Raw genomic sequence first — 15167 nt, 5'->3', positions numbered from 1 at the left:
CGATGAGCGGAGAGCGTGCGGAGCGGGTCGGACCCCACTGGATCGCGGTCGACTGGGGCACCACCAACCTGCGCGCCTGGGCGATGGATGCGGGGGGCGCGGTGCTGGCCGAGGGTTCGGCCCCCCGCGGCATGGGCGGGCTGAGCCCGGCCGACTTCGCGCCGGCGCTGTTGGAACTGGTCGGCGACTGGCTGCCGCCGCAGGGGTTGCCGGGCGGTCTGTCCGATCCGGTCCCCACGCTGATCTGCGGCATGGCCGGCGCCCGCACCGGCTGGGTGGAGGCGCCCTACCTCCCCGTCCCCTGCGCCCCGGCCGACCCCGCCCGCGCGGTGATGGCGGAAGCCGGCCCACGGCTTTCGGTCCGCATCCTGCCGGGTCTCAGCCAGTCGAAACCCGCCGACGTGATGCGCGGCGAGGAGACTCAGATCGCCGGATTGATCGCGCGTCGCCCCCGCTTCGACGGCGTGGTCTGCCTGCCCGGCACCCACACCAAATGGGCCCATATCAGCGCGGGAGAGGTCGTCTCCTTCCGCAGCTTCATGACCGGGGAGCTGTTCGCGCTGCTCTCCACCGCGTCCGTCCTGCGTCACGGCATGGCGGGGGATGACGAGGACCCCGAGGCGCAGGCCGATTTCCTCGTGGCGCTGGGCGACGCGATGTCGAGACCCGAGGCGGTGTCGTCCAACCTCTTCGCGCTGAGGGCCGAGCATCTGCTGACCGGCCTCTCCCCCGCCCGCGCCCGGGCGCGGCTGTCGGGGATGCTGATCGGGATGGAACTCGCCGCCGCCCGGCCCTGGTGGCTGGGGCGCGAAGTGGCGCTGATCGGCGCGCCGGCGCCCACCGCGGGCTACGCCGCGGCACTCGACGCCCAGGGCGTCCCGGCCACGCGCCTCGACCCGACCGAGGCGACGCTCGACGGGCTGCGCGCCGCCTACGCCGCCCTCACGGAACCGGCCGCGTGACCGCGCGCGTCCACGACCCGCGCCCCTGCCATCTGGGCGAGGGGCCGCTCTGGCATCCGGAGCGTGGGCAATTGTTCTGGTTCGACATTCTGGAGAACCGGCTGCTGAGCGCTGGCGCCTCCGGCTCGCGGGACTGGGGGTTCGACGGCCATGTCTCCGCTGCCGGCTGGGTGGATCGGGACCGGCTGCTGGTGGCGGGGGAGCGGGGGCTGAGCCTGCTCGACCTCGGCTCCGGCGCCATCGAGCCGGTCGCGTCGCTGGAGGCGGAGAATCCCGCGACCCGGTCCAATGACGGCCGGGCCGACCCCTGGGGCGGGTTCTGGGTCGGGACCATGGGCAAGCGGGCCGAACAGGGCGCCGGCGCCATCTATCGCTATTTCCGCGGCGAGTTGCGCCGGATCCATCCCGGCGTCACCATCCCCAACGCCATCTGCTTCGCCCCCGACGGCGGCTTCATGCACTTCGCCGACACTGCGCTTCGAAAACTGTGGCGACAGCGGCTCGACCCGGCCGAGGGCTGGCCGGTGGGCGAGCCGGAGCTGTTCCTCGACCTCTCCGCCGCCGGGCTGAACCCGGACGGGGCGGTGATCGACGCCGCAGGTCGCATGTGGCTGGCGCTGTGGGGCGCGTCCCGCGTGGCGGTGGTCACGCCGGACGGGACGATGACCGACGGGCCGACGTTCCCTGCCGCCAACGTCTCCTGCCCCGCCTTCGGGGGAGAAGGGTTTTCCACGCTCCACGTCACCACGGCGCAGGAGGGGTTGGAGATGTCGGACCCCGCCCATGCCGGCGCCGGAAAGGTCTATGCGGTCGAGGTCGAGGCGACCGGCCTGCCGGAGCCGCGCGTGATCCTGTGATCCGGCGGCCTCAGACGGTTTCCGCCAGCCGCCGCAGGATCATCGCGTAGGTCTCCTCGCCCTGCGCGCCCGGGACCAGCCGGCGGCCCTGGAACACCATGGCGGGCACGGCGCTGATGCCCCGCTCAAGCCACTCATGCTCCCGCTCCCGCACCGTCTCCGCCCGTTCGCCGCTGTCGAGCATCGCCCGCGCGGCGATGGGGTCGAGGCCGACGCGCCCGGCGACCTCGGCCAGCACGGCGGGGTCCGACACGTCCTCGCCGCGGGTGAAGAAGGCGTCGAACAGCGCCTGCTTGACGTCATGCGCGCGGCCCTGGCCCTCGGCCCAGTCGATCAGCTGATGGGCGCGGAAGGTGTTGCGCATCCGGCTGTCGTCGCCGTAGTCGAAGACGAAGCCGAGCCCCGCCCCGATCTCGGTCATCCGGGCGCGGGCCTGGCGAGAGGACTCCGCGCTCGCCCCGTATTTGCGCGCCACATGCTCGCGGATGTTCTCGCCCTCGTCGCCCATGTCGGGGTTGAGCTCGAACGGGTGCCAGTGGACGTCGACCTCGATCCCCGTCTCGCGCGAGGCGGCGGCGAGCTGGCGCCAGCCGATCACGCACCACGGGCACACGACGTCGGAGACGATGTCGACGCGGATGGGGGCGGGCATGGGCCATCTCCTCGAATGGTTTCGCAGAAGGAATTAGCACGTCCAGGCGCAGTTTAGAACGCCCCGACGCAGGACGGCGACGCCGCGCGCGAACGCCCTTTCGCGGGAACTCTTGCAAGCCGCGCGCATGTCCGCCCGGTCGCCGTCCATCCCGCACCGGATCGGCGCCTTCGCCGCGGACTTCGGCTTGTCGTCGGGCGGCTCGGCCACGCCGCCGTCACGCAGCCCGGCGGCGACCGCGCCGATCCGGTGCGGGATGGACATGAGCGGCGGCGGGCGGGGATCGGGTCGGCGGGCGAGCGGCGCAGGACCATGGCCACGCGAAAGCACGCGCGGTCATCCCATGCGCCTGCCCGCCTGGGGCGCGTCAACCGATCCGGGGGGATTTGGTAGCGGAGGAGGGACTTGAACCCCCGACACGCGGATTATGATTCCGCTGCTCTAACCAACTGAGCTACTCCGCCGAGCCGCGCGCCTGATACGAAAAGCGCGGGGGTCCGTCAAGGCGAGCCGGCACGGTTTCCGCGCCGGCCCGCGCTTTCGCGCCGCCGCGCTCAGGCGAAGGCTTTGCGCAGTTCGGCCGCCGCACGCATCAGCAGGCTCGAATCCGAGCCCACGGCGACCATATCGGCCCCGAACTCGAAATATCGCCTCGCCACGGCCGCGTCGAAGCTGAGCGTCACGGCGGGTTTGCCGCAGGCATGAATGCGCGCGATCGACTCCTTGATCACGTCATCGACCTCCGGCGCGGTCGAGCGGCCGACGAAGCCCATCGAGGCCGACAGATCCGACGGCCCGATGAAGATCGCGTCCACGCCGGGCACCGCGCAGATCGCCTCGATGTTGTCGACGGCGAGCATGGTCTCGACCTGGGGGATCACGCAGATCTCGGGATTGGCGGCGGTGAGATAGTCGCGGATCCGGCCGTAGCGCGCGGCGCGCACCCCGCCTGCGGCCCCGCGGATGCCCAGCGGCGGGTAGAGGCAGGCGGCGACGGCGGCCTCGGCCTGTTCGGCCGTGTCGACCATCGGGATGATCAGGGTCTGGGCGCCCGAATCCAGCATCTGCTTGATCACCCAGGCCTCGTTCACCGGCGGGCGCGCGACGATGGAGGAGGCGCCGAGCTCGGCCGCGGCCAGCTGGCGGCGGATCAGGTCCTGATCGAGGGGCGCATGCTCCCCGTCCACGCACACGAAGTCGAAGCCGGCGTCGGCCAGGATCTCGGTGGCGGGCTCGGAGCCCAGCGCCAGCCACAGGCCGGTCAGCTTGCGCTCCCGCCCCAGCAGGTCGGCCTTGAGGCGGTTCACGGGCACGGAGAAGTCGGGCATGGGGGGCGCTCCCTGAGGCCGGGCGGGCGGACCGGATCCGCGCGCCGCGCCGCCTTGGAACCGGCGGCTTCCAGCGCCCGTCTTAACCGCTGGCGCCGGCGGCGGGAAGCCGGGGGACAGGCGGGGCCCGCGGTCCGCGGCAATTGTCGCAAAAGCGTTTTGCATTCGTCAGCCAACCGTCTCAGGCGCCGACTACACCCCCGGCGTCGGACGGGAGCCCTGCATGCTGTTGAAAATCGAGTCTCTTACGAAAACCTTCGGCGGCGCGACCGCTGTCGACCGGGCCGATATCCTGGTCGACAAGCCGGCGATGATCGGCGTCATCGGGCGATCGGGCGCGGGCAAGTCCACCCTGCTGCGCATGATCAACCGGCTGACCGACGCCACCTCCGGCCGGATCGTGGTCGAGGGGCGCGACGTGCTGACCCTAAAGGGCGCCGAGCTGCGGGCCTGGCGGCGCGACTGCGCGATGATCTTCCAGCAGTTCAACCTGGTGCCGCGGCTCGACGTGATCACCAACGTCATGCTCGGCCGGCTGAACGGGCATTCGGCGCTGGCGTCGGCCTTCAACATCTTCGGCGAGGGCGACATCCGCGCGGCGCTCGCCCATCTCGACCGGCTCGGCATCGCCGGCCACGCGCTGAAGCGGGCCGAGGCGCTCAGCGGCGGCCAGCAGCAGCGCGTCGCCATCGCGCGGGCCCTGATGCAGAACCCGAAATTCGTGCTGGCCGACGAGCCCATCGCCTCGCTCGACCCGATGAACGCCCAGGTGGTGATGGAGGCGCTGCGCCGCATCCATGAGGAGGACGGGCTGACCGTCATCTGCAACCTGCACACGCTCGACACCGCGCGGCGCTATTGCGACCGGGTGATCGGCATGCGCGCCGGGCGGATCGTGTTCGACGGTCCGTCCGAGCTGCTCACCGAAGCCATGGCGCGCGAGATCTACGGGGCGGGGGCCGAATTCTCGGAGGCCGCCACCTCCACCTCGCTCAGCGCCCTCGCGCCGGCCCGCGGCCCCGCCGCGGCCGCCGTCTCCGCCACGGGCTGACCGGCGCGCATCCCGCGCACGATCCGCCCTCGTTCCCCCGACCCCAGACCGAATTTCACGGAGATCCTCCCGATGAAGACCATCGCCCTGGCCGCCTTCGCGGCCGCCGCCCTCGCCTCCGCCGCCTCCGCGCAGGAGATCAAGGAGTTCCGCATCGGCCTGCTCGGCGGCGAGAACGCCTCCGACCGCATGCGCTCCAACGAGTGCCTGCGCGAGAAGACCGAGGCGCTGCTCGGCGTCCCCACCAAGCTCTTCGCCCCCGCCGACTACAACGGCGTGATCGAGGGTCTTCTCGGCGGCAATCTCGATATGGCCTGGCTCGGCGCCTCCGGCTACGCCAAGGTGTTCGTGACCAACCCCGATGCGGTCGAGCCGGTGCTGGTCAAGGTCAACACCGACGGCTCCTACGGCTACTACTCGATCGGCTTCGCCCGCGTCGACTCGGGCATCACCTCGCTCGACGACATGAAGGACAAGGTCTTCGCCTTCGGCGACCCGAACTCCACCTCCGGCTACCTGATCCCCTCCATCGAGATCCCCAAGCAGGGCTATTCGATGAAGCCGGGCGAGTATTTCAAGGACGTGGTGTTCGTCGGCGGACATGAGCAGACCATCGTCGCGGTGAACAACGGCGACGTCGACGCCGGCGTGACCTGGGCCGACGGTCTGGGCGAGTGGGAAGACGGCTACAACTCCGGCGCCCTGCGCAAGGCGGTGGACGCCGGCCTGGTCGACATGTCCGAGCTGGTGCAGATCTGGACCTCCAAGCCGATCCCCGAGGGCCCGATCGTGCTGGCCAAGGGCCTGCCCGAGGACGTGAAGATCAAGATGACCGCGCTGGTCGCCTCGCTGACCTCGATGGATCCGGAATGCGCCTATGGCGTGATGGCGGGCGAGGCCAAGGGCTTCATGCCGATCACGCACGCGGCCTACGAGTCGATCGTGGCGGCCCGCCTCTCGAAGTCCGAGTGATCCGCGACCCACGCTGATCCAGAGGCCCCGGAGCATCCTCCGGGGCCTCTTTCCGTCCGCCCCCTCCCTTTCGACCCGAGGCCGCCCCGATGACGCTCGCCGCGCTTGAATCCGAGATCGTCCGCCAGACCCGCCGCCGTCAGCTCTATTCCGGTCTTGTGACGCTGCTGCTGGTCGCGGTGCTGGTCTCGGGATTCGACCTGTCGAACTCGATGAATTCGGGGTCGTTCTGGAACGGGATGACGCAGTTCTTCGACTATCCCGCGGCGCTGTTCGCCGAAACCTGGGAGAAGGCCGCCGATTTCCCGGGCCTGCTGTGGCGCTTCATGCCGGCGCTGCTGGAGACGCTGAACATCGCCGTCGCCGCCACGCTGCTGGGCGGGATCGGCGCGGCGGTCCTGTCGCTCGCCGCCACCGTCAACCTGGGCGCGCCCGCCTGGCTGCGCCTGCCGGTGCGCCGCATGATGGACGTGATGCGGGCGTTTCCGGAACTCATCATCGCGCTCTTCCTGATCTTCGTGCTGGGCACCTCGCCGGTCCCCGCGATGATCGCGGTCGCCTTCCACACCGTCGGGGCGCTGGGCAAGCTGTTCTCGGAGGTCAACGAGAACATCGACGTGAAGCCGCTGGAGGGGCTCGCCGCCTCCGGCGCCTCCTGGTTCCAGCGGGTGCGCTATGGGGTGATCCCGCAGGTTGCGCCGAACTGGCTGAGCTATTTCCTGCTGCGCCTCGAGATCAACGTGCGCGCCTCCGCCATCCTCGGCTTCGTGGGGGCGGGCGGCATCGGCAGCGAGCTGAGCCGCACCATCGGCTGGGGCCAGGGCGCGGGGGACGAGACCATCGCGCTGTTCGTGCTGCTGGTGACCTCGATCTTTCTGATCGACCAGCTGTCGTCCTGGGGCCGGGCGAAGCTCGCCGGCAAGGCCGGGCAGGGCGAGGAGAGCGAGGCGCAGACCGAGGCCGGGGGCGAGGACCGCGTCGGGCGCGCCGCCGCCCATGTGCGCCGGCGGATGCTGCTGACCATGGCCGCCCCGGCGCTGGCCGTCGTCTATCTGGGCTACGCCTGGGTCGCCTTCGACATGAGCGGGCTGGTCGCCTCGGCCAAGCCCGACCGGGCGGCGCTGCTGGCCACCGACGCGGTGATGCACAAGGTTCATGTCGAAGAGGATCTGCGCCGCGGCGGCCTCGCGATCGCGGTGGAGGGCGAGCGCAGCGCCACCTGGGCCGAGGGGACCTATCCCGACTGGGTGCGTCCGCTGGGCCAGACCCCGGCCGGCGAGCAGGCGCTCGACATCGATCTCGGGGACGGCTGGCGGGTGACGATGGCGGGTCCGCTGGTGACCATCGACGCGCCCGGCTACGGCCTGATCCGGGTGGAGGCGGCCGACCGCTCCGTCAGCGCCACGCTGCCCCCCGGCCCGGTCCCCGACTGGCTCAACCTGTCCGAGAAGAAATTCGACGCCCGTCCCAGCATCGGCAAGCGCATCCAGGTCTCGTCCGCCAAGGTGGAGGTCCACCGCTATTTCTGGGGCTGGGAGAATTTCTGGTTCGACTTCCGCTCGCCGCTCAGCGGGTTCTCGGCCGGCGAGGTCTGGGCGCTGGCCTGGTCGTCGGAGCGCCTCGACCCCGCGATGTCCAACGCCGCCTTCATCTTCGAAGAGTTCCGCGGCAATCCCGGCTGGCAGCATGGCGAGGTGTTCCAGGCGCTGCTCGAGACGATCATGATGGCGGTGCTGGGCACGCTGGTCGCGGCCTTCGTCGGGTTGCCGCTGGCCTTCCTCGCCGCGTCGAACTTCACGCCGAGCCAGGGGATCCGCTTCTTCGTGCGCCGGGGCTTCGACCTTCTGCGCGGCATCGACATGCTGATCTGGTCGCTGATCTTCATCCGGGCCTTCGGCCTCGGCCCCCTCACCGGCGCGCTGGCCATCGCCTTCACCGACACCGGCTCGCTCGGCAAGCTGTTCTCCGAGGCGCTGGAGAATGTCGACGACAAGCAGGTGGAGGGCGTGCATTCCACCGGGGCCAGCCGCCTGCAGCGCTACCGCTTCGGGGTGATCCCGCAGATCCTGCCGGTCTTCGTCTCCCAGGTGCTCTACTATCTCGAATCGAACACCCGTTCGGCCACCGTCATCGGCGCGCTCGGCGCGGGCGGCATCGGGTTGATGCTGGTGGAGACGATGCGCACCTCGCGCGACTGGGAGAACACCCTTTACATCATCATCCTGACCATTCTTGTGGTGTTCGCCATGGACGCAGCGTCGAGCTGGCTGCGTCGCCGCCTGATACAGGGCGGAGCGCAGGGAGAGCATTGATGTCGCGCCTGTCCGAGACCCCGTGGGTCGACCCGACCAGCCAGGTGCTGAACTCGCGCCTCGGCCGCTACACCGAGGTCATGGCGGGCTCCTCGCTGCTGGAGGTGGATTTCGGCGACTATTCCTATTGCGCCGGGCGTAACGAGATCGCCTATTCGCGCATCGGGAAATTCGCCAACATCGCGTCGGGCTGCCGGATCTGCCCGACCAACCATCCGTATCAGCGCGCCTCGCTGCATCACTTCATGTATCGCGCCTCGAACTACTGGGACGACGCCGAGGATGAGGCGGAGGTCTTCGAGGCGCGTCGCCGCAACGGCGTGACCGTCGGCCACGACACCTGGTTCGGCTACAACGCGATCATCATGCCGGGCGTGACCGTCGGCGACGGCGCCATCGTCGCAGCCGGGGCGGTGGTGACCAAGGACGTGGCCCCCTACGCCATCGTCGGCGGCGTCGCGGCGGCGGAGATCAAGCGGCGGTTCCCACACGGGATCGCGGATCGGCTCCAGGCGCTCGCGTGGTGGGACTGGGATCACCAGCGGCTTCGCTATACGCTCGACGACTTCCGCAGCCTCCCGGTCGAGGCGTTTCTCGAAAAATACGAATGAGCGTGTCCGCATGACCTATGACGTCGCCGTCGTCGGGGGCGGGATCCTCGGCCTCGCCCATGCGCTGGCCGCGGCCCGGCGCGGCAAGCGGGTGGTGGTGATCGACCGGAGCGCGCAGTCCAACGGCGCCTCGATCCGCAATTTCGGGTTTGTGACCGTCAACGGCCAGCAAGCGGGCGATTGCTGGGGGCTGGCGCGTCGGACGCGCGAGGTCTGGGCCGAAGTCGCCCCTGCCGCCGGCATCCCGGTGATCCACCAGGGCATGATGGTCACCGCCCGCCGGCCGGAGGCGGAGGCGGTGATCGACGCCTATCTCGCCACCGACATGGCCCGCGAAACCGCCTGTCGCCGCCTGACGCTGGCCGAGGCGGCCGAGCGCGCCCCGATCGCCGCCGCCGTCACCGGCGCCCTGTGGTCGCCGCTGGAGCTTCGCGTGGAGAGCCGCGACGCGCTCCCCGCGCTGGCCCGGTGGCTGGCCGAGGCCCACGGCGTCGAGTTCCGCTGGGGCGTCGAGGTGCACGGGGTGGAGACGCCGCGCCTGGAAACCTCCGCCGGCCCGATTCACGCCGAGGCCGTCATTTTCTGCCCCGGCGACGACTATACCGGGCCGTTCGCGGAGCGGCTCGCCGCCTACGAGCTCACCCGCTGCAAGCTGCACATGCTCCGCGTCCGCCCCGAAACCCCCGTGAAACTGGAGGCGGCGGTGATGTCCGATCTCGGTCTCGCGCGGTATCTTGGGTATGCCGAACTGCCCGAGGCGGCGGCGCTCGCCGCCCGGCTGGACGCCGAGCAGCCCGGCCAGCGGGCCAACGGCGTGCACCTGATCGTGGTGCGCTCGGCCGACGGCTCGCTGGTGGTCGGCGACAGTCACCACTATTCCGCCACCCCCGACCCCCTCGCGCCCCAGTCGGTCGACGACCTGATCACCGAGGAGATGGAGGCGACGCTGGCGCTGGGCCCCTGGCGGACCACCGACCGCTGGCTTGGCACCTACGCTTCCGCGACAGGGAAGGACGCGGGCCGCTGGCGGCTGACCGACGCGCCGGACGCGGCCACGCGGGTGGTGATCGTCACCGCCGGCTGCGGCGCCTCCACCGGCTTCGCCATCGGCGAGGAGACCGTCGCCGCGCTCTTCGACTGACCCCAAAGAGGACCCTCGCCATGAAACTCCAGGCCGCCGTGTTCGATTGGGCCGGCACGATGATCGACTTCGGCTCCTTCGCGCCGATGGGCGTGTTCGTGGAGGCGTTTTCGCGTTTCGGGATCAAGGCGACCATCGCCGACGCCCGCGGACCGATGGGACGGCCGAAGCGCGCGCATATCCAGGCGATGATGGCGCTGAGCGGGATCCGCAAGCAGTGGGAGGCCGCGCATGGCCGCGCGCCGACCGAGGCCGACGTCGATGCGCTCTACGAGATCTTCGTGCCGATGAACGAGGAGGTCGCGCCCCGCTACGCCGCCCTGATCCCCGGCGCCAAGGCGACCTATGACGGGCTGCGGGCGCGGGGCGTGGCGGTGGGCTCGACCACCGGCTACACGCGCTCGATCATGGCCCGCGTGCTGCCGGCGGCGGCGGCGCAGGGCTACGCGCCCGATTGCGTGGTCTGCGCCGACGACGTGGCCGAGGGGCGGCCCGGGCCGGGCCAGATGCTGCGGGCGATGGAGCTGATGGGGATTTCGGACGCGGGCGCGGTGATCAAGGTCGACGACACCGAGCCGGGCATCGCCGAGGGCGTGGCGGTCGGCGCGATCACGGTGGGCGTGGCGATGTCGGGCAACCATGTGGGGCTGACCCCGGACGATCTGGCGGCCCTGCCGGGGCCGGAGCGGGACCGCCTGCGCGCGCGCGCGTCCGAGGCGCTGCGCGGCGCGGGGGCCGATCATGTGATCGACACGGTCGCCGACCTGCCGGCGCTGATCGCGATGCTGGAGCGGGCGAAGGTCTGACATCGCGCCGCCTGCGCCGGGCGCCGCGTCGAGGTCGCGCCGACGGCCACGTCCCGCCCGCGGCGCGGGGCGGCGGGTCGCCCGGCGGGGGCGTCTCCAGTGTCGGCGCAGGGGCATGGATTTCGGCGGGGGCGGCTGCGGGCTCGGTCTTGGTCCCACCGGCTCCGTCGGGCCCCTGCCCATCCGCGCCTCCGGTCCAACGCCGCGCGAGCGCCCCGCCGCCACGCGCGCATCGGGCGTCGCGCGGCCTGCGAAACGCTTGACGCGAACGCGACGCCGGGGGGATGGGAGAGGCGGGCGAGCCGCCCCGCCTCCGTGCCGGACCTCTGCGATGATCGCCGATCTCTTCGTCCTGCCGCCCGAGCTCTCCCCCGCCGCTTTCGGGCTGATCGCGGCGGCGAGCTTCGCCACGTCGTTCCTCACCGCCGCTTTCGGATTGGGCGGCGGGGTGGCGATGCTGGCGATCCTCGCCTCGGTCATCCCGCCCGCGGCGCTGATCCCGGTGCACGGGCTGGTGCAGCTCGCCTCCAATGCCGGGCGCGCCGCAGCCCTGGCCGCCCATGTGCGCGCCGAAAAGCTGCTGCCGTTCCTGGCGGGCGCCGTGCTGGGGGCGGGCTTGGGCGGCTCGGTTTCGGTGGCGCTGCCGGGGCCGGCGGTGGCGATCGGGGTGGGGGTGTTCGTGGCCTGGTCGGCGCTGGCGAGCCCGCCCGCCGCGCTCGCCCGCGCCGCCGCGCCCGCCGGCTTCGTCTCCACCCTGCTGACCATGTTCTTCGGCGCCACCGGCCCCTTCGTGGCGGCCTATGTCAAAACCCTGCGGCTCGACCGGCTGTCCCATGTCGCGACCCATGCCGCGATGATGACCGGGCAGCACCTGATCAAGGTCATGGCCTTCGGGCTGCTCGGCTTCGCCTTCGGGCCGTGGCTGGTCCCGGTGCTGGCGATGGCCGCGACCGGGCTCGCCGGCACGCTGGTCGGCAAGCGGCTGCTGATCAGGTCGGACGACGCGCGGTTTCACCGGATCCTGACCTGGATCCTCTGCGCGCTCGCCGCCCGGCTGGTGATCGCCGGGGTCATGGATCTGCTCGAGGTCTGAGGGCCGGCCCCTACGGGCGCCGCGCGATCAGGCGCAGCATCCGGGCCGGCCCCTGGTGGCGCGGCCCTTCGTCGAGCGTCACGGTCCCCTCCAGCAGCTCCTTCACCACGAGGCCGGCGGCGGCGGTCCAGGCCTCCACCTCCACGTCCTGCCAGCGCTGGGCGGTGCGTTCGGGACCGGGGCCGCCGCCCTCGCCGCCGAAGCCTTCCAGCACCAGCCGTCCGCCGGGCGCCAGCGCCGCGGCGGCGGCGGAGAAGGCGGCCCGGCGCAGCCCCTCGGGCCCCTGCAGGTGGACGAGCGCCACCAGGTCCCAGACCCGCCCGTCCGGGGTCCAGGTCATGACGTCGGCGGCGAAGCGTTCGGCCCGCACCCCGGCGGCGCGGTCGCGCGCCTCGGCCCGGCGGGTCGCTTCGGAGGAGAGGTCGAAGGCGGTCACCGACAGCCCCTGCGTGGCCATCCAGGCGCCGTTGCGCCCGTCGCCATCGGCGATCAGCAGGGCCGAGACCGGGGCCGGTCCCGGCCGGGCCAGCGCCATGCGCAGCCAGATGTTGGGCGTCTCGCCGAAGAGCCCGCCCTGGGACGCGGCGTAGCGCGCATCCCAGTCCGGTCCGGAGCCGGGCGCGGCGGGGCCCGCGGACAGGTTGGGGTCGAGCGGCAGCGGGGCGGCGTCAGGTGTTGTCATGCGAACCAGCCTACCGCGCCCGGATCTTCGCCGCCACGCGCTTCGCACCGGCGGCGGGCGGCGACGCTGGATCCGTAGAATTTTATCGATTTCCGCTGCCCGGCCATCTCGCCTCCGCGGTGCGACACGGCTATCGCTGGCCGCGCACACCCTCCCGGAGGTCGACGCGGGCGCCCCGGCGCGCTCGACACGGCGGCTCTTTTCCTCCGGCGCCCGGAGGCGGAGGGTGGCGCGCCTCCGCCGAAGCTGCGGGGGCCGGCTCTCGCAGGGCTGCCGCCGCCGAAGCGCGGCGCGTTTCTTGCGGGGCGGGCCCGCCTGCGGCCCGAAAGGCTCAGCTGCGCCAGAAGCCGGGGGTCAGCAGGATCAGCGCGGTCAGGATCTCCAGCCGGCCCAGCAGCATGGCGATGGCCAGCACCCATTTCGCCGCCACCGGCAGCGTGGAGAAGTTGCCGGCCGGTCCGATCACGTCGCCGATGCCGGGGCCGACATTGGCCAGCGCCGTCGCCGCCCCGCTGATCGCGGTCAGCAGATCCAGCCCCAGCATGCCCAGCAGCGCCGCGACCACGCCGAAGGTGATCAGGAACATGGTGCAGAACGACACGACCGAAATCAGCGTCTCGTCGCCCACCACCCGGCCCTCGTAGCGAATCGGGGCGACCATGTTGGGGCTCAGCGTGCGGCGCAGGTCGGCGAACATCGCCTTCGCGGTCAGGATCAGCCGCATCGCCTTGAGCCCGCCGGAGGTCGAGCCGGTGCAGCCGCCGAACACCGTCACGATCAGGAACACCGTCACCGGGGCCGCGCCCCAGGCGGTGTAGTCCTCGGTGGCGAAGCCGGTGGTGGTGACCACCGAAACCACGTTGAACGCCACGCGCAGCAGCGCGTCGAGCGGGTCCGCGTAGCCGGTCAGCGTCAGCCATGCCGCCATCCCGAGGATGATCGCGGCGAGCGAGGCGAAGTAGATCCCCACCTGCTCCGACCGCCACAGCCCCTTGTTCCATACCCGCAGATACCACACGAACGGGATCGAGCCCGACAGCATGAACACGGTGGCGGTGACCATGATGAAGCTGTCGTCGAAATGGCCGAGCGAGGCGTCATAGGTGGAGAAGCCGCCCGTGGACACCGTGGACATGGCGTGCAGCACCGCGTCGAAGCCATTCATGCCGCCGACTTCGTAGGCGAGGGCGCAGGCGAGGGTCAGGGCGACATAGATCCACAGCGTCGCGCCGGCGTAGCGGGCGGCGGAGCCGAGCTCCTTGTCCGCGGTGTCGGAGCTTTCGGAGCGGAACAGCTGCATGCCCCCGATCCGCAGCATCGGCAGCACCGCGATGGCGGTGACGATGATGCCGATGCCGCCGATCCATTGCAGCATGGCCCGCCAGACCAGGATGCCCGGCGCGGTGTCGTCGAGGCCGTTCATCACGGTGGAGCCGGTGGTGGTGAGGCCCGACATCGCCTCGAAGAACGCATCGGTCACGCTCAGCCCCGAAAGGTGCAGGGGGGCCGCGCCGACGGAGGCCGCGGTCAGCCAGGCGAACGTGGTCATCGTGAAGGCGTGGCGGGCGCGGAACCCGCTGTAGTCGGGGCGCTGGGCGGCGATGGCCACCAGCGCGCCGAGGGTCATCGACAGGAAGGACGCCATCAGGAACGGCCGCGCATGGCTCGTGTCGGCAGCGGCGGGGATCAGCATGATCAAGCCCACCAGCACCGCCACCAGACCGTTCATGCGCAGCACGAGCTGCACGGCGATGCCTCCTCAGCCCCGACCGGCGGGAATTAGCGGCGGAACGTTCGCCCGGTCAATCGCTTGCGCGGCGAATTTCGCCGGGCGCGTCTTTCCGGCGCCAGCCCGGTTGCGGTCGCCGACCTGGTCGGGATCGTCAAGCGCGCGCCTTCGCATAGACCCTATCCGGGTCGGCAGGCGAAGAGGACCAGAGCGGCGAACCGCAATTCGGGCAGAAATGCCGCATGATGGGCGATCCGGCGTCCGGGACCACGGCGAAGGCCGAGGCTGCGCCGCGGGTGAGCTCGAAGGCCGCGGCCGCGGCCGAGACGTCGACGGCGGCGCCGAGCGGTTCGGCCATCGCGAAGCGCACGCCGCCGCAGAGGCGGTCGTCATTCGTCCTGGCCAGGCGCCTGGCGGAGCGATTTGACCTCTCCGCGCTGGGTCTTGGCGGCGAGGCGGCGGCGTTTGGAGCCGAGCGTCGGCTTGGTGGCGATGCGGCGCCGGGGGCGTTCCAGCGCCTTGCGGATCAGCTCGGCCAGCCGGTCGCGGGCGTCCTCGCGGTTGCGGGACTGCGAGCGGTGGGTCTCGGCGCGGATGATCAGCGCGCCCTCCTCGGTCCAGCGCCGCCCGGCGAGGCGGCGCAGGCGGGCCTTGGCGTCGGCGGGCAGGTGGGGGGAGCGGGCGGCCTCGAAGCGCAGTTCGACGGCGGTGGAGACCTTGTTGACGTTCTGCCCGCCCGGGCCGGAGGCGCGGATGAAGCTTTCGGTCAGTTCCCAGTCGGCGATGGAGACGGCGTCGGTCACGCGGAGCATGGCGGGGATTCAGGCTTTTCCGGTTCAGGCGGGGGCGGGGTTCGCGCCGCCCAGCCTGCACCGGGCGACCCCGGCGGAACAAGGCCGCGCGTCGACCTCGGCGCCTGCCGCACGGTCGCGCCCGCGCGGCGTTGGACCGGGGGCGCCGGGCGCATCGCG

At 71.6% G+C, this 15167-nt stretch carries 15 protein-coding genes and 1 tRNA gene; 9 read left to right on the top strand and 7 right to left on the bottom strand.

From position 1 onward, the window contains the following. Positions 1–2 precede the first annotated feature (2 nt). Together ACTB72_RS00390 and ACTB72_RS00385 are read left to right on the top strand one after the other, a co-directional pair. On the top strand, positions 3–962 hold the full coding sequence (locus ACTB72_RS00390; RefSeq protein ID WP_463034986.1) for a 2-dehydro-3-deoxygalactonokinase: 960 nt from the start codon (positions 3–5) through the stop codon (positions 960–962). After that, positions 959–1819: an SMP-30/gluconolactonase/LRE family protein gene (locus tag ACTB72_RS00385; RefSeq protein ID WP_463034985.1), complete on the top strand. Its 861-nt coding sequence runs from the start codon at positions 959–961 to the stop codon at positions 1817–1819. The genes ACTB72_RS00390 and ACTB72_RS00385 overlap by 4 nt, the downstream gene beginning before the upstream one ends. 10 nt (positions 1820–1829) lie before the next feature. Here the strand turns inward: ACTB72_RS00385 and ACTB72_RS00380 are convergent, their stop codons facing one another. The 3 genes from ACTB72_RS00380 to ACTB72_RS00370 form a co-directional block, all read right to left on the bottom strand. Then, a complete protein-coding gene (locus ACTB72_RS00380; RefSeq protein WP_463034984.1) occupies positions 1830–2471 on the bottom strand; it encodes a DsbA family oxidoreductase in 642 nt (213 codons plus the stop codon). A gap of 387 nt (positions 2472–2858) precedes the next feature. Beyond that, a tRNA-Met gene (locus ACTB72_RS00375) sits at positions 2859–2935 on the bottom strand. Positions 2936–3025: 90 nt separating this feature from the next. Further along, a complete protein-coding gene (locus tag ACTB72_RS00370) occupies positions 3026–3799 on the bottom strand; it encodes an HpcH/HpaI aldolase family protein (RefSeq protein WP_463034983.1) in 774 nt (257 codons plus the stop codon). 226 nt (positions 3800–4025) lie between these two features. On the opposite strand from ACTB72_RS00370, the gene phnC reads away from it, so the two are divergent. The 7 genes from phnC to ACTB72_RS00335 all read left to right on the top strand — a co-directional run bounded on the left by phnC (position 4026) and on the right by ACTB72_RS00335 (position 11785). Beyond that, a complete protein-coding gene (gene phnC / locus ACTB72_RS00365; RefSeq protein ID WP_463035009.1) occupies positions 4026–4850 on the top strand; it encodes a phosphonate ABC transporter ATP-binding protein in 825 nt (274 codons plus the stop codon). Between the two features lie 72 nt (positions 4851–4922). Continuing rightward, positions 4923–5822, top strand: coding sequence for a phosphonate ABC transporter substrate-binding protein (phnD, locus tag ACTB72_RS00360; RefSeq protein ID WP_463034982.1), 900 nt, complete (start codon positions 4923–4925; stop codon positions 5820–5822). Positions 5823–5911: 89 nt separating this feature from the next. Continuing rightward, positions 5912–8134 (top strand): phosphonate ABC transporter, permease protein PhnE, encoded by a 2223-nt coding sequence (gene phnE, locus ACTB72_RS00355; RefSeq protein ID WP_463034981.1) that lies wholly within the window; start codon positions 5912–5914, stop codon positions 8132–8134. After that, on the top strand, positions 8134–8745 hold the full coding sequence (locus ACTB72_RS00350) for a DapH/DapD/GlmU-related protein (protein WP_463034980.1): 612 nt from the start codon (positions 8134–8136) through the stop codon (positions 8743–8745). Before phnE ends, ACTB72_RS00350 begins: the two co-directional genes overlap by 1 nt. A gap of 10 nt (positions 8746–8755) precedes the next feature. Next, positions 8756–9886 carry a TIGR03364 family FAD-dependent oxidoreductase gene (locus ACTB72_RS00345; RefSeq protein ID WP_463034979.1) on the top strand — a complete coding sequence of 377 codons (1131 nt, stop codon included), beginning with the start codon at positions 8756–8758 and terminating at the stop codon, positions 9884–9886. 20 nt (positions 9887–9906) lie between these two features. Next, the gene (gene phnX, locus ACTB72_RS00340; RefSeq protein WP_463034978.1) at positions 9907–10692 is read left to right on the top strand and encodes a phosphonoacetaldehyde hydrolase; all 786 of its coding nucleotides are present in this window, start codon (positions 9907–9909) and stop codon (positions 10690–10692) included. Between the two features lie 331 nt (positions 10693–11023). Beyond that, a complete protein-coding gene (locus ACTB72_RS00335) occupies positions 11024–11785 on the top strand; it encodes a TSUP family transporter (protein WP_463034977.1) in 762 nt (253 codons plus the stop codon). 10 nt (positions 11786–11795) lie between these two features. On the opposite strand, the gene ACTB72_RS00330 is transcribed toward ACTB72_RS00335, so the two are convergent. The 4 genes from ACTB72_RS00330 to arfB form a co-directional block, all read right to left on the bottom strand. Further along, on the bottom strand, positions 11796–12467 hold the full coding sequence (locus ACTB72_RS00330; RefSeq protein WP_463034976.1) for a methyltransferase domain-containing protein: 672 nt from the start codon (positions 12465–12467) through the stop codon (positions 11796–11798). 331 nt (positions 12468–12798) lie between these two features. Further along, positions 12799–14214, bottom strand: coding sequence for a TrkH family potassium uptake protein (locus ACTB72_RS00325; protein ID WP_463034975.1), 1416 nt, complete (start codon positions 14212–14214; stop codon positions 12799–12801). 136 nt (positions 14215–14350) lie between these two features. Continuing rightward, a complete protein-coding gene (locus tag ACTB72_RS00320) occupies positions 14351–14554 on the bottom strand; it encodes a GFA family protein (RefSeq protein WP_463034974.1) in 204 nt (67 codons plus the stop codon). 31 nt (positions 14555–14585) lie between these two features. Next, positions 14586–15008, bottom strand: a complete 423-nt coding sequence (gene arfB / locus ACTB72_RS00315) for an alternative ribosome rescue aminoacyl-tRNA hydrolase ArfB (protein ID WP_463034973.1) — start codon at positions 15006–15008, stop codon at positions 14586–14588. Positions 15009–15167: the final 159 nt, after the last annotated feature.

The organism is Albimonas sp. (genome assembly GCF_055129145.1).
The sequence above is the reverse complement of the archived record's forward strand: the minus strand, read 5'-3'. Positions and strand labels throughout refer to the sequence as shown.

Bases quoted from the DNA above. Each gene is read 5' to 3' on its own strand.
- arfB (WP_463034973.1), bottom strand. From the start codon at position 15,008: ATGCTCCGCGTGACCGACGCCGTCTCCATCGCCGACTGGGAACTGACC.
- ACTB72_RS00320 (WP_463034974.1), bottom strand. From the start codon at position 14,554: ATGGCCGAACCGCTCGGCGCCGCCGTCGACGTCTCGGCCGCGGCCGCG.
- ACTB72_RS00330 (WP_463034976.1), bottom strand. From the start codon at position 12,467: ATGACAACACCTGACGCCGCCCCGCTGCCGCTCGACCCCAACCTGTCC.
- ACTB72_RS00345 (WP_463034979.1), top strand. From the start codon at position 8,756: ATGACCTATGACGTCGCCGTCGTCGGGGGCGGGATCCTCGGCCTCGCC.
- phnX (WP_463034978.1), top strand. From the start codon at position 9,907: ATGAAACTCCAGGCCGCCGTGTTCGATTGGGCCGGCACGATGATCGAC.
- ACTB72_RS00370 (WP_463034983.1), bottom strand. From the start codon at position 3,799: ATGCCCGACTTCTCCGTGCCCGTGAACCGCCTCAAGGCCGACCTGCTG.
- ACTB72_RS00390 (WP_463034986.1), top strand. From the start codon at position 3: ATGAGCGGAGAGCGTGCGGAGCGGGTCGGACCCCACTGGATCGCGGTC.
- ACTB72_RS00350 (WP_463034980.1), top strand. From the start codon at position 8,134: ATGTCGCGCCTGTCCGAGACCCCGTGGGTCGACCCGACCAGCCAGGTG.
- phnD (WP_463034982.1), top strand. From the start codon at position 4,923: ATGAAGACCATCGCCCTGGCCGCCTTCGCGGCCGCCGCCCTCGCCTCC.
- ACTB72_RS00335 (WP_463034977.1), top strand. From the start codon at position 11,024: ATGATCGCCGATCTCTTCGTCCTGCCGCCCGAGCTCTCCCCCGCCGCT.
- phnE (WP_463034981.1), top strand. From the start codon at position 5,912: ATGACGCTCGCCGCGCTTGAATCCGAGATCGTCCGCCAGACCCGCCGC.
- ACTB72_RS00380 (WP_463034984.1), bottom strand. From the start codon at position 2,471: ATGCCCGCCCCCATCCGCGTCGACATCGTCTCCGACGTCGTGTGCCCG.